The 20817-nt window shown below is 43.4% G+C and carries 18 protein-coding genes and 1 riboswitch; of the genes, 3 read left to right on the top strand and 15 right to left on the bottom strand.

Annotated features, from left to right (window positions below):
- Positions 1 to 115: 115 nt before the first annotated feature.
- Positions 116 to 1354, bottom strand: coding sequence for an aspartate kinase (locus QZ995_RS01540; protein ID WP_301802093.1), 1239 nt, complete (start codon positions 1352 to 1354; stop codon positions 116 to 118).
- A 206-nt stretch (positions 1355 to 1560) separates the two neighbouring features.
- A riboswitch (Lysine riboswitch) is annotated at positions 1561 to 1751 on the bottom strand.
- A 164-nt stretch (positions 1752 to 1915) separates the two neighbouring features.
- Between QZ995_RS01540 and QZ995_RS01535 the strand changes: the two genes are divergently transcribed.
- Positions 1916 to 2851, top strand: coding sequence for an SDR family oxidoreductase (locus QZ995_RS01535; RefSeq protein ID WP_301802091.1), 936 nt, complete (start codon positions 1916 to 1918; stop codon positions 2849 to 2851).
- 2 nt (positions 2852 to 2853) lie between these two features.
- Here QZ995_RS01535 and uvrC read toward each other — a convergent pair whose 3' ends face one another.
- The 11 genes from uvrC to QZ995_RS01480 all read right to left on the bottom strand — a co-directional run bounded on the left by uvrC (position 2854) and on the right by QZ995_RS01480 (position 15205).
- Positions 2854 to 4581, bottom strand: a complete 1728-nt coding sequence (uvrC, locus tag QZ995_RS01530; RefSeq protein WP_437124705.1) for an excinuclease ABC subunit UvrC — start codon at positions 4579 to 4581, stop codon at positions 2854 to 2856.
- Positions 4582 to 4848: 267 nt separating this feature from the next.
- Positions 4849 to 5163 carry a thioredoxin gene (trxA, locus tag QZ995_RS01525; protein WP_003334951.1) on the bottom strand — a complete coding sequence of 105 codons (315 nt, stop codon included), beginning with the start codon at positions 5161 to 5163 and terminating at the stop codon, positions 4849 to 4851.
- A 161-nt stretch (positions 5164 to 5324) separates the two neighbouring features.
- Positions 5325 to 6179, bottom strand: coding sequence for an MBL fold metallo-hydrolase (locus tag QZ995_RS01520; protein ID WP_301802084.1), 855 nt, complete (start codon positions 6177 to 6179; stop codon positions 5325 to 5327).
- 180 nt (positions 6180 to 6359) lie between these two features.
- On the bottom strand, positions 6360 to 7322 hold the full coding sequence (locus QZ995_RS01515) for an electron transfer flavoprotein subunit alpha/FixB family protein (RefSeq protein WP_301802083.1): 963 nt from the start codon (positions 7320 to 7322) through the stop codon (positions 6360 to 6362).
- A gap of 14 nt (positions 7323 to 7336) precedes the next feature.
- Positions 7337 to 8104, bottom strand: a complete 768-nt coding sequence (locus QZ995_RS01510; RefSeq protein WP_301802082.1) for an electron transfer flavoprotein subunit beta/FixA family protein — start codon at positions 8102 to 8104, stop codon at positions 7337 to 7339.
- Between the two features lie 12 nt (positions 8105 to 8116).
- Entirely contained in the window at positions 8117 to 8893 is a 777-nt protein-coding gene (locus QZ995_RS01505) for an enoyl-CoA hydratase (protein WP_301802081.1), read from the bottom strand.
- Positions 8894 to 9079: 186 nt separating this feature from the next.
- Positions 9080 to 9667 (bottom strand): TetR/AcrR family transcriptional regulator, encoded by a 588-nt coding sequence (locus QZ995_RS01500; protein ID WP_022584134.1) that lies wholly within the window; start codon positions 9665 to 9667, stop codon positions 9080 to 9082.
- A 257-nt stretch (positions 9668 to 9924) separates the two neighbouring features.
- A complete protein-coding gene (locus QZ995_RS01495) occupies positions 9925 to 11634 on the bottom strand; it encodes a long-chain-fatty-acid--CoA ligase (RefSeq protein WP_301802074.1) in 1710 nt (569 codons plus the stop codon).
- Positions 11635 to 11874: 240 nt separating this feature from the next.
- Entirely contained in the window at positions 11875 to 12918 is a 1044-nt protein-coding gene (locus QZ995_RS01490) for an LCP family protein (RefSeq protein ID WP_301802072.1), read from the bottom strand.
- A 149-nt stretch (positions 12919 to 13067) separates the two neighbouring features.
- A complete protein-coding gene (locus QZ995_RS01485) occupies positions 13068 to 14243 on the bottom strand; it encodes a thiolase family protein (protein ID WP_301802070.1) in 1176 nt (391 codons plus the stop codon).
- Between the two features lie 23 nt (positions 14244 to 14266).
- The gene (locus QZ995_RS01480; RefSeq protein WP_301802068.1) at positions 14267 to 15205 is read right to left on the bottom strand and encodes a 50S ribosomal protein L11 methyltransferase; all 939 of its coding nucleotides are present in this window, start codon (positions 15203 to 15205) and stop codon (positions 14267 to 14269) included.
- Positions 15206 to 15559: 354 nt separating this feature from the next.
- Between QZ995_RS01480 and csaB the strand changes: the two genes are divergently transcribed.
- Both csaB and QZ995_RS01470 read left to right on the top strand, forming a co-directional pair.
- A complete protein-coding gene (gene csaB, locus QZ995_RS01475; RefSeq protein ID WP_301802067.1) occupies positions 15560 to 16663 on the top strand; it encodes a polysaccharide pyruvyl transferase CsaB in 1104 nt (367 codons plus the stop codon).
- Between the two features lie 31 nt (positions 16664 to 16694).
- On the top strand, positions 16695 to 17543 hold the full coding sequence (locus tag QZ995_RS01470; RefSeq protein ID WP_301802065.1) for a class I SAM-dependent methyltransferase: 849 nt from the start codon (positions 16695 to 16697) through the stop codon (positions 17541 to 17543).
- 55 nt (positions 17544 to 17598) lie between these two features.
- Here the strand turns inward: QZ995_RS01470 and QZ995_RS01465 are convergent, their stop codons facing one another.
- Genes QZ995_RS01465 through QZ995_RS01455 form a run of 3 tightly spaced genes read right to left on the bottom strand, consistent with a single transcriptional unit; the run spans position 17599 to position 20610 of the window.
- Positions 17599 to 18510 carry an ABC transporter ATP-binding protein gene (locus QZ995_RS01465; RefSeq protein WP_301802063.1) on the bottom strand — a complete coding sequence of 304 codons (912 nt, stop codon included), beginning with the start codon at positions 18508 to 18510 and terminating at the stop codon, positions 17599 to 17601.
- Positions 18511 to 18516: 6 nt separating this feature from the next.
- Entirely contained in the window at positions 18517 to 19587 is a 1071-nt protein-coding gene (locus QZ995_RS01460) for a FecCD family ABC transporter permease (protein WP_301802061.1), read from the bottom strand.
- 18 nt (positions 19588 to 19605) lie between these two features.
- Positions 19606 to 20610: an ABC transporter substrate-binding protein gene (locus tag QZ995_RS01455; RefSeq protein ID WP_301802060.1), complete on the bottom strand. Its 1005-nt coding sequence runs from the start codon at positions 20608 to 20610 to the stop codon at positions 19606 to 19608.
- Positions 20611 to 20817 lie beyond the last annotated feature (207 nt).

Genomic DNA, 20817 nt, shown 5'->3' with positions numbered 1-20817 from the left:
ATTCAGTAAAAACACATAAAGCCCGGTGGAAGTCTCCCCACCAGGCTCCTTGATTAATCCAATCCTATCCCTGTCCATTTGAAGCAAATCTACATTCTGTTTTATCTAAAGCAAATTAAGCGTGCACGACAGCATCCGCAGAAACATCCAATCCAAACGCCGTATGCAGTGTAGCTACAGCTTGCGCCACTTTTTCTGCCGGGATAACACAAGATACCTTAATATCAGAGGTAGATACCATCCGAATGAGAATATCCTGGCTGGATAAATGACTAAACATATCGGCTGCAACCCCCGGATTGGTTATCATTCCGGCTCCTACAATTGAAACTTTTGCAAGACCAGATTCATATTCCACATGCTCAAAGCCTAACTCCTCCTGATGAACCGCCAAGGTCTCCAGCGTTCTATGTAAATCATCAGCGGAGATCGTAAAGGAAACATTATTTGCTTTGTCATGATAGGTGCTTTGAATAATGATATCTACATTAATAGAAGCGTCCGCCAATGCTTTAAATAACAAGGATAACATGCCTACTTTTACAGGCATTCCGATAACCGTTATAGAAGCCACATCTTTATCATGAGCTATTCCGCTAATTACTTTGCCTAACTCCATGTTTGTCTCCTCCTCAACCAATGTTCCCTCTTCTTCTGTAAAACTGGAACGAACCACAAGACGAACTCGATGTTTTTTTGCACTTTCCACAGAACGCGGATGCAATACGCCAGCTCCTAGAGTTGCTAATTCTAGCATCTCATCATATGAAACGGAGCTTAACTTTTGTGCACGGGCAACAATGCGCGGATCGGCTGTAAATACCCCTGATACATCTGTGTAGATTTCACAGCATGTAGCCTGTAGACTAGCCGCTATTGTTACAGCTGTAGTATCAGACCCGCCCCGTCCCAATGTTGTAATTTCTCCGTTTTCGCTAGCTCCTTGAAAACCTGCTACGATGACAATTTTCCCCTGCTGTAATTCTTGCTCAATCCGTTGACTGTTAATCGTACTAATGCGTGCCTTTCCATGCTTCTCTTCAGTTAAAATGCCCGCTTGCCAGCCTGTCATGGACACAGCCTCGTACCCTCTGCTCTGTAGAGCCATACTAAGCAACGCAATAGAAACCTGTTCGCCTGTTGCAAGCAGCATATCCATTTCACGAGCAGATGGGTTCTCATGTAATTCCTTTGCTAAATCGACCAGCACATCTGTTGTTTTTCCCATAGCAGATACCACAACCACCATGGCATACCCGGCATCCTTATAACGGATAACTCTCTGTGCCACCTCTTGAATCCGCTCCGCAGAGCCTACGGATGTTCCCCCGTATTTTTGCACCACAATTTCCATTCCGAATCTCTCCTCTGGTATATTCTGCTAGTCTGGATCATATGCCTTCCTTTAGTTTATTTATAATGAAAGCTTTTGACTAATTGAAGTACAAAAAAGGCAACGACAAAGGAAATTCCTAGTCGTTGCCCTAACTGGACATACACGGTCCCTCCTTCCCCTGATTCACGGAAATGCCAAAGCAAGTAATAATAGCTCTAGCAGCCCGGTGAGATAGCTCTCCATTTGCATGACGGGTAGGACATGCAAATGACAGTCTTACGCTTATTCAACGTAAGCCCAGCATGCACCGCTTGGGTGTCGCGTGCACACTTCGGCAAATTCCCCTTTCCCAGCTCCATCATAGATTCCCATATCTCCGGAGGGTACTCTTGGTTTTTGCGCCTCTACCTCACTCCTGTATAGGGAAGTGAGGTTGTTGCTTATGAGATTATTCAGAATTATATCACGTTACTTTGCCAGTTACAATTCTTTTTGTTAAGGGATGTAGGAAGATATTCGCGTGATACAATGAGCATAGTTTTCGTATCTTTTTAAAAGGACATGAAAGGAGGCTTTCTAATGAAAGATAATACAACCTTGCAGAACCAAACCGAGGCTAACACGGACAATAAAACTCCTTCCTCCGTACATTTAAAGTCGAAATCTGCCTCGTCTGTGGTTCTTATCACTGGTTGCTCAAGCGGCTTTGGAAAACAAATTAGTATAGCTCTTGCAGAAGCTGGCTATCAAGTAATCGCCACAATGCGTGACGTAACAAAAAAAAAGCCTCTTCTTCAAGAGGCTTCAGCCCGTGGCATTGAGGATCATTTACACGTTATCCCCTTAGATGTTGCGAAACAAGATAGTATTGCGCAGGCCATCGACCAAACGCTACAGCTATTCGGCAAGATAGACATCTTAATTAACAATGCTGGCTATGCGACTGGAGGTTTTACTGAAGAAATCCCCCTAGAAGACTGGCGCAATCAGTTTGAAACCAATTTTTTTGGAGCGGTAGCCACTACTCAAGCGGTTTTAAAATCCATGCGTGAGCAAAGGAGCGGTCTCATTATCAATATGAGCAGCATTTGCGGACAATTTGGTTTCCCTATGCTCGGTCCCTACACCGCCTCCAAACATGCACTAGAAGGGTTCAGTGAATCTCTACGCTTAGAAATGCTCCCATTTGGCATCAAGGTTGTTCTAATAGAACCCGGACCATACCGAACCCATATATGGGAAAAAAGCCTAGAAGCAGCAGCTTTCTCACCCGAGTCTCCCTATCATACCCTTTTAACGTATTTGCAACAGCAAGCTAGGCACAACGCCATGCACTCTGGAGATCCAGAAGAAGTAGTCCACACTGTATTACGTATTGTAAAGGCTCCGAATCCGTCCTTTCGTTATCCAGTTGGAAAAAGCATCAAAAGCTTACTCTTTAGTAAAAAAATATTACCCTGGAGATTCATAGAGCTACTTGTAAAAAAGCAATTGCACAAGATTATGAAGAAATAAGCTTACTTCTCATCCTTCAATCCTCTTAAATGCGAAATAATATCTCTTGCTAATTTATCACCAATGCCAAGCTGGCGGAAATCTTCCACTGTTGCTTCCCGCATCTTTTTCAATGAGCCAAAATGCTGGAACAGCTTCTTCCGCCGCTTCTCTCCTATACCTGGTATCTCATCTAATCGGGAAGAAAGCATTGTTTTCGAACGCGCCTGACGATGAAACGTGATAGCAAAGCGGTGCACCTCATCCTGGACGCGTTGCAGCAAATAAAACTCATGGCTATCCCGCTTGAGCTCTACAGGCATAGGTGGGTCACCATAGAGTAACATCGCTGTTTTATGCTTCTCGTCTTTAGCGAGTCCACAGACGGGGATGAACAGCCCTAATTCATTTTCTAACACATCCATCGCCGCACTGATTTGACCCTTGCCTCCATCAATCACAATTAGATTTGGCAATGGTTGATTTTCTTTTAACAAGCGAGAATATCTACGTAAAATAACCTCTCGCATGGAACCGTAGTCATCAGGGCCTTCTACTGTTTTTATTTTATATTTTCGGTACTCCTTCTTGTCTGGTTTCCCATCGGTAAAGACAACCATGGCCGAGACAGGTTCTGTTCCCTGTATGTTGGAGTTGTCAAAGGCCTCAATACGATGAGGGGTTCCTATTCCCATAAGGTTGCCTAAATTATGGACAGCCTGCACAGTACGGGCATCATCCTTTGCTAACAGGGCAAATTTCTCAGCTAGGGCAATGCGAGCATTCTCGTTTGCCATATCAATTAATTCATGCTTTTTCCCTCGTTTTGGAGTCAGCACTTTTACTCCTAGCCATTCCGAGATCAGCTCAGGCTCACTTTCTTCAGGAAGTAAAATCTCTTTTGGCAGGGCTTGCTGTTTGTCAAAATAATACTGTGCTACAAACGACATGAAATCCTCTATAGCCTCTCCGTAAAAGGGAAACGAGCTTGTATCACGCTCGATTAGTTTACCTCCCCGCATATAGAAGACTTGTACGCACATCCAGCCTTTATCGGTATGATAACCAAAAATATCGCGGTCAACTGTATCAGTCAATGTAATCTTTTGCTTCTCCATGACTGCTTCAATATTATGAATTTGGTCACGAAATTCTTTTGCTCGCTCAAACTCCAAATTTTCGGCAGCCATCATCATTTTCTGTGTCAGGATTTCCTTCGTCGCCTTATGGCCTCCATCTAGGAATCTAGCAATCTCATCAACAATGCGGAGATTCTCCGCATTATCCACCTCGAACACACAGGGTGCCATGCATTGATGCATGTGATAATACAAGCATACCTGTTTTGGCATATTTTTACATTTGCGCAGCGGGTATAAACGATCCAGCAGCTTCTTCACTTCTTGGGCAGCGGTCGCATTGGGATACGGTCCAAAATACTTCGCCTTATCCTTTAAAAGGCGACGCGTGATCTCCAAACGGGGGTGCGCCTCATTGGTGATTTTAATATAAGGATATGTCTTATCATCTTTTAATAAGATGTTATACCTAGGATCATATTTTTTGATCAGATTACATTCTAAAATAAGCGCCTCAATCGGGCTTGAGACGACAATATATTCAAAATCAGCAATTTCATTTACCAGTAACTGAGTTTTGCCATCATGACTGCCAGTAAAATAGGAACGAACGCGATTTTTTAATACTTTAGCTTTTCCCACATAGATAATGTCGCCATTCGCATTTTTCATTAAATAACAGCCTGGCTTATCCGGCAATATCGCAAGCTTATCTTTGATTTGACTCACGTCGCGTTCTCCTTCCTAGTAGTATGTACTCAATCCATTTCTTCCGAATCCAAATTTTTTTCGTCTATCCTTTATCCTAGCACACTTGTTCTCTTTTTCCTACTTATAAAGATTGGGATGGGAAACAAAAAAACCCGCACCCCTTTTCAGGAGCCGGGCTTTTTGAACGCATGCTGTACGACTCAGACGCACTTGTTCTTTTCAACAATCTTACAGATGTTTGTTGATTGTTTCCATCAAAGCATCTTTTGGTTTAAATCCAACCATTTTGTCCACAGGTTGACCGTCTTTGAAAAGAATCAAAGTCGGGATGGACATAACGCCAAATTTACCAGCAGATTCTGGATTGTCGTCAACATTCACTTTCACGATTTTAAGCTTTTCGCCTACTTCTTTATCCATATCCTCAAGCACAGGAGCGATCATTTTGCAAGGTCCACACCATGGAGCCCAAAAGTCTACCAATACTGTACCTTGTTCAATATCTTGTGCAAAAGATTGATCCGTTGCATTTGTAATAGCCATAGGATAAAATCCTCCTTTACTCTTAAAAAATAACTTAAATCCTTCTGAAAGTATATCATCTACAGCCAAAATTGACCATGACTCAAAATACTTTCATTATACTTTGAAAAAATAATTCCTATTTCTATCTTATCCTGCTACAAAATGGTTGAATCCATTCGTTACAATTGCTCAAATCCATGAACAAAAAAGCAAATTGTTTCTTCCTCATCCTCAGTTAACTCTCTTTGGAGGTGTGCCTCCATCTCTTTCCTGATTTTTTCCTGATCACCCTGGAACTTTTCGGCGAGAAAAGCTGTATTTTTTAGCAGCAGAAGCTCTTCTTCAAACTCGGCTTTCATTAAAGGGGCCTCTTGATGAGATAGAAAAATAATATTTGCATCATATCTTTCAAGCTGTTCTACTAATCTTCGTGATTTCTCAATCGTGTAATTCCACTTGCTCGCATAGATATTTGGATACAAGCAATCGCCTACAAATAAGATTTTTTCTTCAGGGATATAGATTAGACTGGAATCAGATGAATGATCCCCACCCACATGTTCAATCACACAGCTTACCCCGCCTAAATCAATCGTCATTCGACTATCAAATGTAAGCTCAGGTAAACACAGTGTGATATCCCGATTCATTCCCAGTTCCTTTTTGATTGCCTCTGCACAAAACGGTATTTCGATTCCGAGTTCAACACGTTTATCCAAAGCACAATCTGTCCAAGTTACATTCATTAGCTCCTTAATATGTTGTAGCGTTTGACTATGTGAAATGATCGGCATATCCATTTCTTTTAAACCAAATACATGATCCCAATGCCAGTGTGTGAGGACTAACCAATCACCTTTGATGTGTAATTCACCCAACTGTTCTAGAAATAACTTCGCATGGCTGGAAGAATTGCCGGCATCAATCAAAAGTGTTTTTTTATCTCCCACTATTGCTGCTAATATGGGACGATCCGTCTCCTGATAGGGGGTAAGATATACAATACGTTTTGACATTTGTATCAGTTGCTGCAATTTCTTCCCCTCCTGACTCACTTGGTTTGCGATTATTTCGCTGCATATTGTTTCTCTGCTTTCTTCATTAAAATATGATTTTTTCATCTTTTCTTACTCTAAAATCATTTTCCAACAAAAGCAAAAAACTACGGTCCCATCTTAAGCAACCGTAGTCTAAGCAATCAAATTTGTTATATTTTATCCTACTACTACCTTTTTAAATTCCTCGGTTAGCAACGGCACTACTTCAAACAAGTCACCCACGATCCCATAATCAGCTACTTGGAAAATAGGGGCTTCTGGGTCTTTATTGATAGCCACAATCACTTTCGAGTTTGACATTCCGGCCAAGTGCTGAATAGCCCCGGAAATTCCGCAAGCGATATATAAATCAGGTGTTACCACTTTACCTGTTTGACCGATTTGCAGTGCATAGTCGCAATAATCTGCATCGCAAGCTCCACGGGAAGCACCAACTGCTGCTCCTAGAACCTCAGCTAATTCTTCTAGCGGCTGGAAGCCTTCCTTGCTCTTCACGCCACGACCACCAGAGATAATCACTTTTGCTTCAGATAAATCTACTTTGCCAGATGTTTTGCGAACGACTTCTTTAATAACACTGCGTAGATCCTTTAGTTCTACGTCTACCGTGACCACTGTAGCAGATTGTCCTGGCTTTGCTTCGCCCAGCGCAATATTGTTCGGACGGAGCGTTACGAATATTTTGTCATCAGAGAAGATACGCTTTTGAAAGGCTTTCCCTGCATAAATAGGACGTGTAAAAACTGGACCTGCTTCCACATTAGTCACATCTGAAATCAGACCTAATCCTAACCGAGCAGCAACCCGTGGTGCGATATCACGTCCAATCGCTGTATGCCCTGCTATGATAGCGTCTGGATTCACCTCTTGAATGACCTTTACCAAAGCCTGTGCATAAGCATCCGGAGCATATTGGTCTAATGTTGCATTTTTTACTGCATAAAGGCTAGTCGCTCCGTATTCACCCAGCGCACCGGCATATGTATCTGCATCGCTGCCAAATGCAGCAGCTACTACTTCGCCACCCTCTGCTATGATCTGAGCGGCAGCCAATGCCTCCAAGGAAACGTTACGCAATTGATGATCACGTGCTTCAGTTAGTACGAGTACTTTTTTCATTTGGAAGTCCTCCCTTAGATCACTTTTGCTTCGTTACGCAGCAGTTGCACTAATTCAGCCACTTGGCTTGGAATATCACCTGACAAGATACGACCTGCTTCTTTCTTTTCCGGTACATATTGATACACGATCTCGGTTTTACTTGCTACCTCTTCTGCTGTAAGCCCCAAATCATCTGCGGACAGACGATCCAATGGTTTCTTTTTCGCTTTCATAATGCCCGGTAATGATGGGTAACGAGGTTCATTTAGCCCTTGCTGTGCTGTGATTAGGACCGGTAGGGAGGTTTCGACTACCTCCATGTCTCCTTCCACATCGCGCTCTACACGGACTGTCGTACCCTCAATGTCAATTTTCACCGCTGTTGAAACATGGTTGATAGATAGCTCTTCAGCTAAACGAGGACCACCTTGACCTGCGCCCGAATCCACAGCCATTTGTCCACCTAGAATAAGATCGAATCCTTCTTTTTTGGCAACGGCCGCTAGTACCTTTGCTGTTGTATATTCATCACCAAATAACGATTCATCATCTACTAGCACTGCTCGATCGGCTCCCATGGCTAGAGCGGTGCGCAACTCTTTTTCCGCACCATCTTTGCCTACTGTCATTACAATAACCTCGCCGCCAAGTTCATCCCGCAGCTTGATTGCCTCTTCAATGGCATATTCATCATAAGGATTAATAATCGTTTCCACACCATCATCACTAATGAGTCCGTCCTGAATAATGATCTTTTCTTCGGTGTCAAAGGTCTGCTTCATCGCAACTAAGATTTTCATGGTTGAAACCTCCTATCGATTGGAAAATTGCGGTTTACGTTTTTCAAGAAAAGCAGTTACGCCTTCTTTCATATCTTCAGTAGTAAATACCTGCCCAAACAATTCAGCTTCACGTTTCATTCCAGCAGATAATCCCAGCTCAACACCGCTGTGAATGGCATCCAGCGCGTATTTGACAGAAATCGCACCCTTTTCTGAAATTTTATGAGCTAGCTTTTTACTTTCTTCCAATAACTGTTCCACTGGATAAACAGCTTCTGCCAAACCAATTGCAAGAGCTTCTTCTCCATCAATCATATCGGAAGTCAGTATAAGTTGTGTAGCTTTTCCTCGTCCTATCAGACGCGGCAAACGTTGCGTACCACCGTATCCAGGGATTAGTCCCAAATTAAGCTCAGGCAAGCCTAATTTTGCTTCCTTTGCTACATAACGGATGTGGCATGCCATGGCAAGCTCCAATCCTCCACCTAGGCAGGCTCCGTTTATTGCAGCAATGATCGGCTTAGAAAATGTCTCCATTCGCAGAAACAATTGTTGTCCTCGCTCCGCCACCTGCTGTGGACTCTGTTCAGCCAGTGCAGTAAATTCTTTAATGTCAGCACCTGCGATAAAAAAGCGCCCTTCGCCAGTAATAACAATCGCTTTTACCTGGTCATTCTGCTCCAAATCCTCCAAAGCCTGAGCCAAACTGGTGAGTGTGGCATGATTTAACGCATTCGCTGGCGGATGGTTAATCGTCAGTATAGCGATAGTTCCTTCTGTTACAAGCGTAAGATTTGGATACGACATGCTTTGTCCCCCTTTTACACCGAACGAGTGAATGAGCGCCCGATCAGCTTTGTACAAAATAGAACCTAGGCAACATTGTATCAGAGGAAATCCCTATACAAAAGTGTTTTTACAAGTTTTATTGATGTGAAATAATCAAGACCTTTTTCAAAACGCTGTATGGAGATTTCCTAGGTTGAATGGGGTCTAGTTTTTACAGAGTCCCTTTAGGAAGAGATTGTGAATGGGATCCACAAGAGAGACGAGATCGTACTTACATTCTTTCATAATCCAAGAAGTTACCGTCTGATCCAACGTACCAAAAATCATTGTGCGTGCCATCCGTACATCAATATCTGAACGGAAGATACCGCAGTCCATTCCTTCCTGAACGACTGCATCAATCAGGTTAAAGTATGATTTTAATACTTCTCCAATACCCTGACTTACTTCCGGATTAATCTGACGCAGCTCAATTTGTGTCACAATCGCTAAGTTATGATCCTGCGCCAATTGGCTGAGATGACTCCGAATGAGGATACGCACCTTCTCAGAAACATCTTGAGCCTGAGAAGTCAATTCGCGGCAATTCTCTACAAACTGTCCCATCTTCTCGTTAAACAACGAGATAAGAACATCATCCTTGTTTTTAAAATAGAGATAAATGGTGCCGTCCGCTACCTTGGCTTCTTTCGCGATCCGCGATACCTGCGCGTTATGATAACCGTGCTTGGCAATCACCGTGACGGCTGCATTTATAATGGCTTGATACTTTTCCCCCGTTTTTTTGGCCATGTTACCCTCCATTTTACTTTCTTAGATGTCCTTATTTTTTGTCAGAAATGAATGAATGTTCATTCAAGAAAAGTTTATAATACAGAACCGGCTCTGTCAAGCATTGGAAAATAAAAAACGGCTTACCCCATGTCAGGGTAAACCGTTGTTGTAATTGTAACTCTATTTGAATAGATAGGCAATTCTTCCTAGATGGAAAAGTGCTGAAATCGTTTCATATGTCTAATTTTGTCGCATTTTAGACACATTTTCTTGATTTACCCCAATTTACTTGTACTTTCTAATTCAATACGCTTCTTTTCTTCTTCTTGCAAATGACGGCGAAGCACCTTACCTACCATCGTTTTAGGCAATTCTTCCCTGAACTCATAGGAACGCGGTACTTTATAACTAGCTAATCGCTGACGACAGAAAGCATTCAATTCCTCCTCCGTCACCTGATAGGAATCTTTTAGTACAACAAAGGCTTTCACTGTCTCTCCCCGATATGGATCTGGTATACCGACTACCGCAACCTCCTGAATGGCAGAATGTTCAAACAAAACTTCCTCTACCTCACGCGGATAGATATTAAATCCACCAGCAATAATCATGTCTTTTTTTCGATCAACGATGTAGAAAAAGCCTTCTTCATCCATATATGCTATATCTCCCGTCAACAGCCAGCCATCCTTAAGAACCATAGCCGTGTCTTCAGGACGATTCCAGTATCCCTTCATCACCTGCGGACCACGAACAGCCAGTTCACCAATTTGATTTGGAGGCATTGCTTCGTCTGTTGCTGGGTCGATAATACAAGCTTCCGTGTCTGGCCATGGCAGCCCAATACTGCTATTAACCCGTCTTTCCCACAGGTTATTTGAATGGGTAACAGGAGAGGTCTCGGTTAAACCGTAGCCCTCTACCAACTTTCCGCCTGTAATTTCTTCAAATCTCTCCTGTACCTCTAAAGGCAAGGGAGCCGAACCGCTAACACAGGCCTCAATAGAGGACAAATCGTATTTCTTAATGTCTGGATGATTAATAAGACCGATATACATCGTAGGAGCCCCTGGAAAGATTGTAGGCCGCTCCTTCTGTATTAATTGTAGAATTTGCTTAACATCGAAACGGGGAACAAGTAAGATTTCTGCGCCCATCTGCAGGCCGCAATTCATCACGGTAGTCAGCCCATAAACATGGAATAAGGGGAGGACTCCCAGAATTTTCTCTTGTCCTGGCTTCATTTTGTAAAGAACAGCCTTACATTGAACAGCGTTTGCCACAAGATTCCGATGGGTAAGCATCACTCCCTTGGCAAGACCTGTTGTTCCACCTGTATATTGCAACAGGGCTAATTCTTCCTCCCAATTTGCTTCAATATGGATAGGATCAGTTGGCGCCTGTTTTAGAGCACGCACAAAATTCTCCACCCCATCCTGATAGAGAATGGCTGGCACGGGCACCGCTTTTTTATCAAATTTTTGGGCAATCGGGTAAAGCGCTTTCTTCATGGGGGGTAAAAAATCTCGTATGCTGGTTAGAAATACATGAAGTAATTTGGTATTTGACTTAACATTTTGCACTCGGTTGTATAAGAGATCGAGGGTGACAATGGCAGCTGCACCAGAATCGTTAAGCTGGTGCGTTAATTCGCGTTCTGTATACAAAGGATTGGTCATAACTACCACCGCTCCCGCAAACATCGCTCCATAAAAAGCAATTATGGTTTGCGGAATATTTGGCAGCATTATGGCAATGCGATCTCCCTTTTTTATGCCTCGCGCTCGTAATACATGAGCAAAACGATAGGATTGGGTGAGCAATTCTTGATAGGTCATGCGCTTTCCCATAAAAGAAAGAGCATAATTTTGTGGATAATCTTGTGCTGATTTTTCTAAAAAGTACGTCAATGGAACACGGGGGTATTCCACTGTAGCGGGGACTTCTGCTGGGTAACAAGATAACCAAGGCTTGGCAATTAACATCGCTTTCCCTCCAACCTTTGATACCTCATCTTTCCCATCTTCACATTCACAATCTCTCCTTATTTGACTATTTTATTCTAAATAGATAGACTTTTCCAGATTTTTTTACTAATCTTTCCAGTCAGGAAAGGCAAACCGAAACAGAATGGACTACTCCAACTCACAGTTATGCCTTTCCTCCCCCACATCTTTCGTATTCGCATTTTTAGCAGTATAAAAATAAGTGAGCATCATCTCTGGTTATTCTTCTGCTTTCGCATTCAATACTTTTTTTATTTTTTCTTGGATTCGTTCTCTCTCGCCGGATGAAACCAAATAGTACCAGCCAAGTGTTGAATGATTCCAAATGCGTTCATCACGTCCTCTAATGGTCTCTGTCGTGATGTGATTTTGTTTAGGATCATAGTAGGTGACAAGCAACGCGGAAATTTCATTTTGCGTCAGGTCTGTCTTAATATGTTTGCCTAAGATCTCCATTAATTTAAATGCCTTTAAAAAAGCATCCATGGAGCCTCCTTTATTAGCTAAGGCCCGAATCATTTCCTGCTGACGAGCAATTCGTTCATAGTCGCTATCTTCATGGCCTAAATCACTTTTGCGATAGCGTGCATAATCTAGCGCTTGCTTTCCGTTCAAAACCTGCTTGCCCGGATATAGATCAATATTGGTTCCATCACTAGGGTCGGTATATTTCATACGTTTTTTGACAGTTACTTCTACACCGCCCAATTCATCAATAAGCTTTCGAAAGCCGTCAAAATCAATCGTGGCATAACGGTCAATCTTAATTGATAAGTAGTCTTCCAAGGTTTTTTTTAACAGAGCCGGCCCTCCATAGGCAGTTGCGTGATTTACTTTATCAAAGCCTTTGCCGGGAATTTTTATATAGGTATCACGAGGAATTGAGATCAATTGTGCTTGTTGCGTTATCGGATTAATGGTGGCTATTAACAGGGTATCAGAGCGTGCCCGCTCCCCTTTTCGACTATCCGTGCCGATTAGCATCATGTTAAAGGGATGAAGGGATTGGGGTTGTTCTTTGTGATAGAGCGCTTCGGCTGTAAGATTGGGGGACTGATCCAAGGGAACCCCTGGCGTCTGCAAAATGGAGGTGTTGTGCGGAAATGAAGAGCCGCTCACCTGAGGAAGCGGCTCATACCAATCTTGCGTCATCTGCTTGTATTGTTGAAAAGCAGTGCCTAGATAGGCTAATAACGCTAAAAATAAGACGCAAAGGACAATGACGATCACTTTTTTGACGGTTTCCTTTTGCTTGACTTGCATCTGATCTTCCCCTTACCTCATCACAGTGTATACAAAAAAGAACCCTATACAGGGTCCTTTATACTATGGTCAAAAAATGTGCGATTTATGCAATAGCTACCATGTCCAATCTGCTCTCAAGATTATCTCTTATCATTCTTCGCTTTATTTTATCGTTCAACAATCATGCTCATACCAAGTCCGCCACCTACACATAAAGTAGCTAACCCTCTATGCAGCTGGCGGCGTTTCATTTCATGGAGGAGGGTAACGATTAAGCGGCAGCCTGTTGAACCGACTGGATGACCAAGCGATATCCCACTGCCATTTACGTTCGTAATGGTTCGATCCAATTCCAATAGCTTTTCTACCGCCAGATACTGAGAAGCAAATGCTTCATTAACCTCAATCAGTTGTATGTCTTGTAAACGAAGCCCTGCTTTCTTCAATGCTTTTTGTGTGGCTGGCACTGGTCCATATCCCATTAAGTCAGGCTCGACTCCGGCCCAGGCATAAGATACAATTCGTCCTAGTACGGTAAGTCCAAGATTTTTGGCTTTACTCTCTTTCATTACTAGCACGGCAGAAGCACCATCATTCAATCCTGAAGCATTCCCCGCTGTAACCGTTCCCTCATCACGGAAGGTTGGCTTTAATTTAGCTAAGGCATCGAGCGTAATGTCTGAGCGAATATGCTCATCTGCGGTGAGCGTGATTGTTTTATGTTTTTTGCTCAATACAATCGGGATGATTTCGTCCTTAAAAAGCCCCTCTTTCGTGGCATGCGCCGCTTTCTGATGACTCAAATAAGCTATCTCATCCTGCTCCTCCCGGCTGATCTTATAGCGATCCGCCAAGCGTTCTGCTGTTTCACCCATTAAAATATCGTGATGCGGGTCTGTAAGCAGCTCCCATAAAGCGTCTGTCATTTCACCATGCATGAGCCTTTTGCCAAAACGGGCCTGCTTCAAGACATAAGGAGCACGACTCATGCTCTCCACGCCGCCCGCGATTACAACCTCGCTATCTCCCAAAGCTATCTGTTGCAGACCTGAAACAATTGCCTGCATACCGGAGGAACATTGTCGCTGAACAGTCAATCCTGTCACTTGCTGGGGCAGACCAGCGTCTAGAAGAGCTGTTCTCGCAATATTCGGCTCATCTGTACGTTGAATACAATTTCCTAGAATAACCTCATCAATTTCTTTGGGGTCGATCCTTGTTGTATCCATGATGTCACGAATCGTTAGTTCAGCTAATTTACGGGCTGACACATCCTGAAACATACCGCCAAATGTTCCAATTGGCGTCCGTTTTGCTGCGACAATTACGATAGGCTCTGCCATGCTACTCCTCCTTTGGGATGCAACTATTTTCCTTTATTGTCGCACAATTCCAATAAGAGTGTCACCCATTCTTCGCTCTGTTTTTGTTCCATTACATAAAATCCTGCTTGTTCATAGGCTTCTACTACTTTTGGCAAAATCCATTCTACTATTCCTGAGAGAATTAAGCGGCCTGTAGGCTTAAAGGTGCGTCTTACTAGCGGCAGCATTTGTATCACTTCTTCACCGCCAATATTAATGAAGATAAAATCAAAATATTTTTCCAAGGATAATAGATGATCATCGACGGATGCATCACCGATCAGCACCTTCACAGATTGATTAGATAATTGATTGAGAGCCAGATTTTGCTTTAGCTGATAATCAGTCTCCGGGTTAATATCTGCGGCATAGACAGGATTTGCCGCTCCATTTAACAAGCTGAAAATAGAGAGAATTCCTGAACCTGCTCCTACATCCAAAATGGTTTTGCCAGTTAATTCGCTCTCCTGTAAAAACCGTAAAATATCCTGTGTTGTTCCATGATATCCCGTTCCAAAGGCAGCACCGGGATCTATGCAGAGCACATGCTCTGCTTGCTCTAGCACCTTCGCATCTTCCCAAGAAGGAGCTATCAGCCAATCCCCCACTTGTACAGAGGCAAACTCATCTTTCCATGATTCATTCTCCTCCTCTACCTGCTCAGTGGCTGTAACTTTAATTCTGCCTTCCCATTGATCAAGATATCTCTGTAGCCGGGCTGTCTGTTCCTGCTTTGTAGCGGTTAACGGCTCAAACAAATAGGCCGTCATCGGTTTCTCAGTCAGTTCTGCATAATCGTATCCATTGTTAGTCGTAATAACCTCTACTTCAGGTTCAATCCACCCTAATGTGTATTCATCAGTTTCCATAATGGTATAGGAAAATATCTCCTCTAATTCTCCTGGTAGGGAAAGCGTATATTTCATCCAATATTTTGTCATGCAACAAGTTCCTTTCTGCCAAAAATCTAGCGTATTCTAGTGTAGACATGGTAATATGAACGGTATTAGAGCGTGTTTAAGAGAGGGGTCTACACGATGTTTGATGAGTTTTTCTATCGAAGACGAAAAAACAAAGGCATCCTGTATGTAATGATCAGCTTTATCGCACTGAGTGTATTGTTAGTTGCCGCGGGAATCTACTATATTATGTAGTTGGTGTCTCCTCCGCTTTACTTACCTATCGCCTCTCGATTATACTTGAGGATGTGCCCAATTTAGAAAAACGGCACTTATGATTGTATACTACTTATCAGTTACGTTACCAGTACGTTTGAATAGAAAGAAGGTTCTCTCATGTCGCGAATTCTCATCTCCGGATATTACGGCTTTAATAATGCCGGGGACGATGTTGTGTTATATGGAATCATTACCTCGCTCAGACGAGAACAACCGAATATTTCCCTATCCGTGTTGTCAAATACGCCTGAGCGGACAACATCGCTATTTGGGATATCCGCCCATAATCGTTGGAAGCTCTCCACGATTGTGCGAGAATTAAAGCAAAGCGACCTGTTGGTAATGGGTGGCGGTACACTCATGCAGGACGTTACCAGCCCCCGCAGTGTACTCTATTATCTCGGGATCGTTACCATTGCCAAATTGTTAGGCAAGCCCGTCGTATTTTATGCGCAAGGCTTCGGGCCTATCCTAAAATCCTTCAGCCGTTCCATGATTAAAACAGTCGTGAATCATGTAGATGTCATTACTGTACGCGATCATGAATCAGGTGAAGATTTTAAAGCTTGTGGGGTAACCAAGGCTCCGTTATATGTTACAGCGGACCCTGCCCTCACTATTCATCCTGAGGACATTTCGGATGAACGAGGGGCTGAACTGGTATCACCTATGTTCGAAGATTCATCCCGACCGCTTGTGATCTTTTCCGTTCGCGATTGGAAAACGGAAGAGCGTTTCAAACAGGTGATTGCCGATGCCGCGGATTATTATCAGGAACGCGGTTGGAACGTATTGTTTCTACCCATGCATTTTCCAAGCGATATCGCCCCTTCCGAGGATATTCTGAAGGCGATGCAGCATAAGGGTGCGGCAATGCTCAAGGACCATGTCTCTTTTCATGACATTATGTGCATCTTGAAGCAAGCAGATTACGTGGTGGGGATGAGGCTTCACTCTTTGATCCTTGCTTGTATGCTTCACATTCCGTTTATCGGCATTTCCTATGATCCTAAAATTGACCGTTTTGTGGAACGTGCAGGCATGACCTGTGCGGGCCATATCAAAGATTTAACATCAGAGCAGTTGCTTACACTACTTGACGATCGCATGCAACATCTAGATCGGGAGCAAGCCATCATCCGTGAAAAAGCTGGCTTGCTCAAAGCGGAAGCTATGAAAAGTAGTGAGCTCGTATTACAAGCGTTAGCCAGCAAGAAATAACTGTCGTTTGTTTGTAAGGAGGCAAAATACCTTGTCACTCTCTTCGTCATTACTTATCACATTAAACAAAATGTTTCCTTTGCCGGTCCATCCGTTCAATCTAGCGAATGACGGTAAAATGAGCTATACCGAATGGCAATTTCGCAAAGGCGATCAGACCATTCAATTCTTCCTGCCGTTCCATTCTCAGGAAGAAATGTTCAAAAATAAGACCGTGCTGGATATCGGCTGTGGCGGTGGCGGTAAAACCTGCTACTACGCTACCTTTGGTCCTGAAAAGATTATCGGAATTGACATTGTCCCTCATTATGCAGAAGAAGGTAATGCCTTTGCCCGGGAAAAAGGCTTGGATCATATCGCTTCCTTCATGACCGGTGATGCATCCAAAATGTTATTTGAAGACGAGACGTTCGATACAATCATTATGAACGATGCGATGGAGCATGTAGATAACCCAGAGAAAACGCTGGAAGAATGCTTCCGTGTGTTAAAAAAGGGCGGTCATCTCTACATTAACTTCCCACCGTATTATCATCCATACGGCGCTCACTTGTCAGATGCAATCGGATTCCCTTGGGTTCACTCCTTCTTTTCTGAACAAACTCTGATTGATGCGTATCGTAAGCTCGTGCAGGATTTGCCAGACGGGAAAGATCGTTTAGGCTTTCGTATCAGCAAACGTCCAGATGGTTCCGAGTACTTCTCGTATATCAATCGCATGACGATCAGACGTTTCCGCAACATTCAAAAAGGCGTTCACTATCCTGCTGTGTATGAAAAGGAAATTCCTTTGCGAAATGTGGTAGCGAAATTAGCAAAAACATCTTTGTTCCGGGAATATTTTGTGAAGATGGTTGTTTGCGTTTATCAAAAGAAATAAGACAAAAACCCCCCAGCAGATCGTCAACTCTGCTGGGGGGTTCCTTATGATGCGCCTATTCATTTATCAGCTTTTCTGCTTGCTGTTTCGGGCAAACAAGCACTTGAGGCCGCTCTGTTTGAGGATGCCGGATAATCGCTGTGTTTACTTGGAAAACATCAGAAAGTCGTTGTGTGGTCATCATTTCCGCCGGTGTTCCCTCAGCCGAAATCCTTCCATCATGTAGTACAATAATCCGATCACAGTAAAGAGCAGCTAAATTCAAATCGTGTAATACAGACACGACTGTTACCCCGCACTCCTGTTGCCACTCCTGCACTACATCCATGAATTGCACTTGATAATGAATATCTAAATAGGTAGTAGGTTCATCTAACAACACGATGCTAGGAGACTGAGCCATAAGCTTAGCTAACGCAGCTCTCTGCCGTTGTCCGCCGCTTAATTGATCTAGCCTTTTGTTTGCCAACCTCTTTAATTGCAATCGTTCCATGATACTATCAATAAATGGTCCGCTATCCTCTGCTTCTGTTCCCCACCAGGACTGATATGGGAAACGTCCCATTTCTACGACTTCTTGAACCGTATAATGAATCGGAGGAATCGTTTCCTGCTGAAGGACAGCCATATGCTGGGACAATTTTTTTCTCCCATATGACTTAATGTCTTTTCCATATACAAGAATTTGTCCAGCTGATGGTGTCTCCGCACGTGACATCAAAGATAGCAGGGTAGATTTACCACTGCCGTTCGGTCCAATAATCCCTAGCCATTCACCCGCCCCAATTTCAATGCTCACCTGATGTAAAACCGCTTGATTTCCATATCGATGTGAGACATCACAGACTGAAATGACCGGAGCATTCTGATCCTTTTGCATGGTCTTCTGGCTATTGGAGTGTCGGGAAAAGCCACGGCTTTGCTGTTGTTTATCTGCTGTTATCTGTTGTTGTCCTCTGTTCGCCATCAGCAATCAACCTCCCCTACGTTTCCGTTTATTTCGGATCAGCAGCATGGCAAAGAACGGTGCACCAATAAAGGCCGTTACTACTCCAAGCGGTATTTCTGTCGGAGCAAGCAACGTGCGGGAGATGGTATCTGCCCACAGTACATAAACAGCACCACCTAAAGCAGACATGGGAATCAATAAGCGATAATCAGCCCCTATGATCATCCGCAGTAAATGCGGAACGACCAATCCGACAAAACCGATCACACCTGACACGGATACAGCGGCTGCCGTGACGAGAGTGGCTGTCAATAACACAATCCACTTCGTCCTTTCTACATGCAAGCCTAGGTGTCCCGCTTGTCTTTCTCCTAAGGCAAGCATATTTAAGGGACGAGCATATGCAAATAAAACAAGAAGTCCCATAGATAGGTATGGCAAGAGGATTCCCGCATACGACCAGCCTCGCATAGCTAAACTTCCCATCACCCAAAATAAAATCTCATTGATGGTCTGCTTAGACATTGCCACAAGAAAAGACACGATCGAGCCTAGAAATGCTTGCATGACTACTCCGGATAAAATCAGGGTTTCAATAGGAATCTTTCCGTTTTCTCTTGCCATCTGTAGCACAATCACTAATGTACAAACTCCAGTCACAAAGGCAGTCAATGGCACTGTCCATTGCCCTAACCAAGCATATTGCAGGCCAAAATAGATGAGGATCGCCGCCCCAACTGAAGCACCAGAGGATACTCCTAAAGTAAAAGGGTCTGCTAAAGGATTGCGTAACACACCTTGAAACGCCGCTCCCGCTATCCCAAGCGAAGCTCCGACTAACAAAGCCAGAATTATCCTGGGCAATCTTACGTTTAGCATAATCTGTGCAGAGGATTCATCCCATGTAACGGGAATAACGGAATGCATTCCAGGAATTTGGTGTAGTAAAATACGGGTAATTTCATCCATCGGCAGCATAACCGAACCAATGGCCAAGCTAGCCACAACAGACAGCAGGAGCAGTATGATTCCCACTGCTCCTGCTGCCATTCTTTTTTTCCCGTTCATCTGTCCGTAAGCACTATTTGTACTCATCCTAGAGGTCAGCCCCACTTACTTAAATTTATCAGGATAGATTGCTTTCGCCATTTCTTTCAGACCTTGCGCAAGGCGAGGTCCCGGACGACTAATGATATTTTGGTCAAGTCCTACGACTGTGTTGTTTTTAATCGCCTCGACCCCACTCCAGCCTTTGCGTGAGCGAATAATATCCTCTAAGGATTGGTTGGTTTTTGAGTCTACCACGCCCTGTGTGTACAGAATTACATCAGGATTTTGTTTTATAATGGTCTCTTCGTTAATTTGTACCCAGCCTTTCGTGTCGCCAGCCACGTTTATGCCGCCAGCAAGCTCGATCATTTGGTTCAAAAATTCTCCGCTACCAACCGTCCAGCCAGGAGAAAATTCAAGATACACTTTCTTTTTCTGATTGATCGTTTTACCAACAGCTAAAATCTCGTCACGAGTCTTTTGTAGCTCGTCCACGGCTTTCTTTGCTTCAGCCTGATGATCGGTGATTTTACCATACAATTCAATATTGGCGATCACGTCATCATACGTCTTCGGTTCGACTTTAAAGATTTTTACGCCAAGCTCTCGGAATTTCTTCACTGTTTCTTCTTTCATTGAAATTCCTGTAAAAACAATATCCGGTTTGGCAGCCAAAATAGATTCAACGTTCGGTGCCATAATGCTTCCCATTTTCGGTTTATCCTTAGTTGATGCTGGGTAATCATCGTAGTCAGAAACACCCATGATTTGTTGTTCAAGTCCGAGTGCAAATAAGGTTTCCGTTTCGGCAGGCGATACTGATACAATACGCTCCGGCGCTTTTTCGAAGGTGAATTCTTCTCCCGTCACATCTTTTACCTTAAGCGGATAGATGGTTTTTAAGGAAGCATCCGACGCCTGATGATCCGTTGCAGAATCAGTCGCTTGGTTTTGACTTGGTGAAGGCTTTACTCCTTCCTTTGGCGTTGTTTCACCGGAACACGCAGTTAGCGAAACAGCTAAGCATACTGTTAGCAATGCTGTTAGACGATGTTTCATTTTGTTCATGTAAATATCCTCTCTTCACTTGATTTTTATCGATCATATGTAACAAAAATCCCTAATCCTTCAAACAGACGGATTAGGGATGGTGTCGCCTCTTGAACGGGAGGACTGCTTTCCTCCATCTGACATAAAGAATGCAATTATCTCGTAAAAGAAACTATCATATTTAATTATAGGAGAAAGAACGCGAACTTACAAGAAAACGGGTAT

The organism is Brevibacillus laterosporus (assembly GCF_030489605.1).
Lineage (GTDB): Bacteria > Bacillota > Bacilli > Brevibacillales > Brevibacillaceae > Brevibacillus_B > Brevibacillus_B laterosporus_E.
This window is presented reverse-complemented; position numbering and strand designations above follow the sequence as displayed.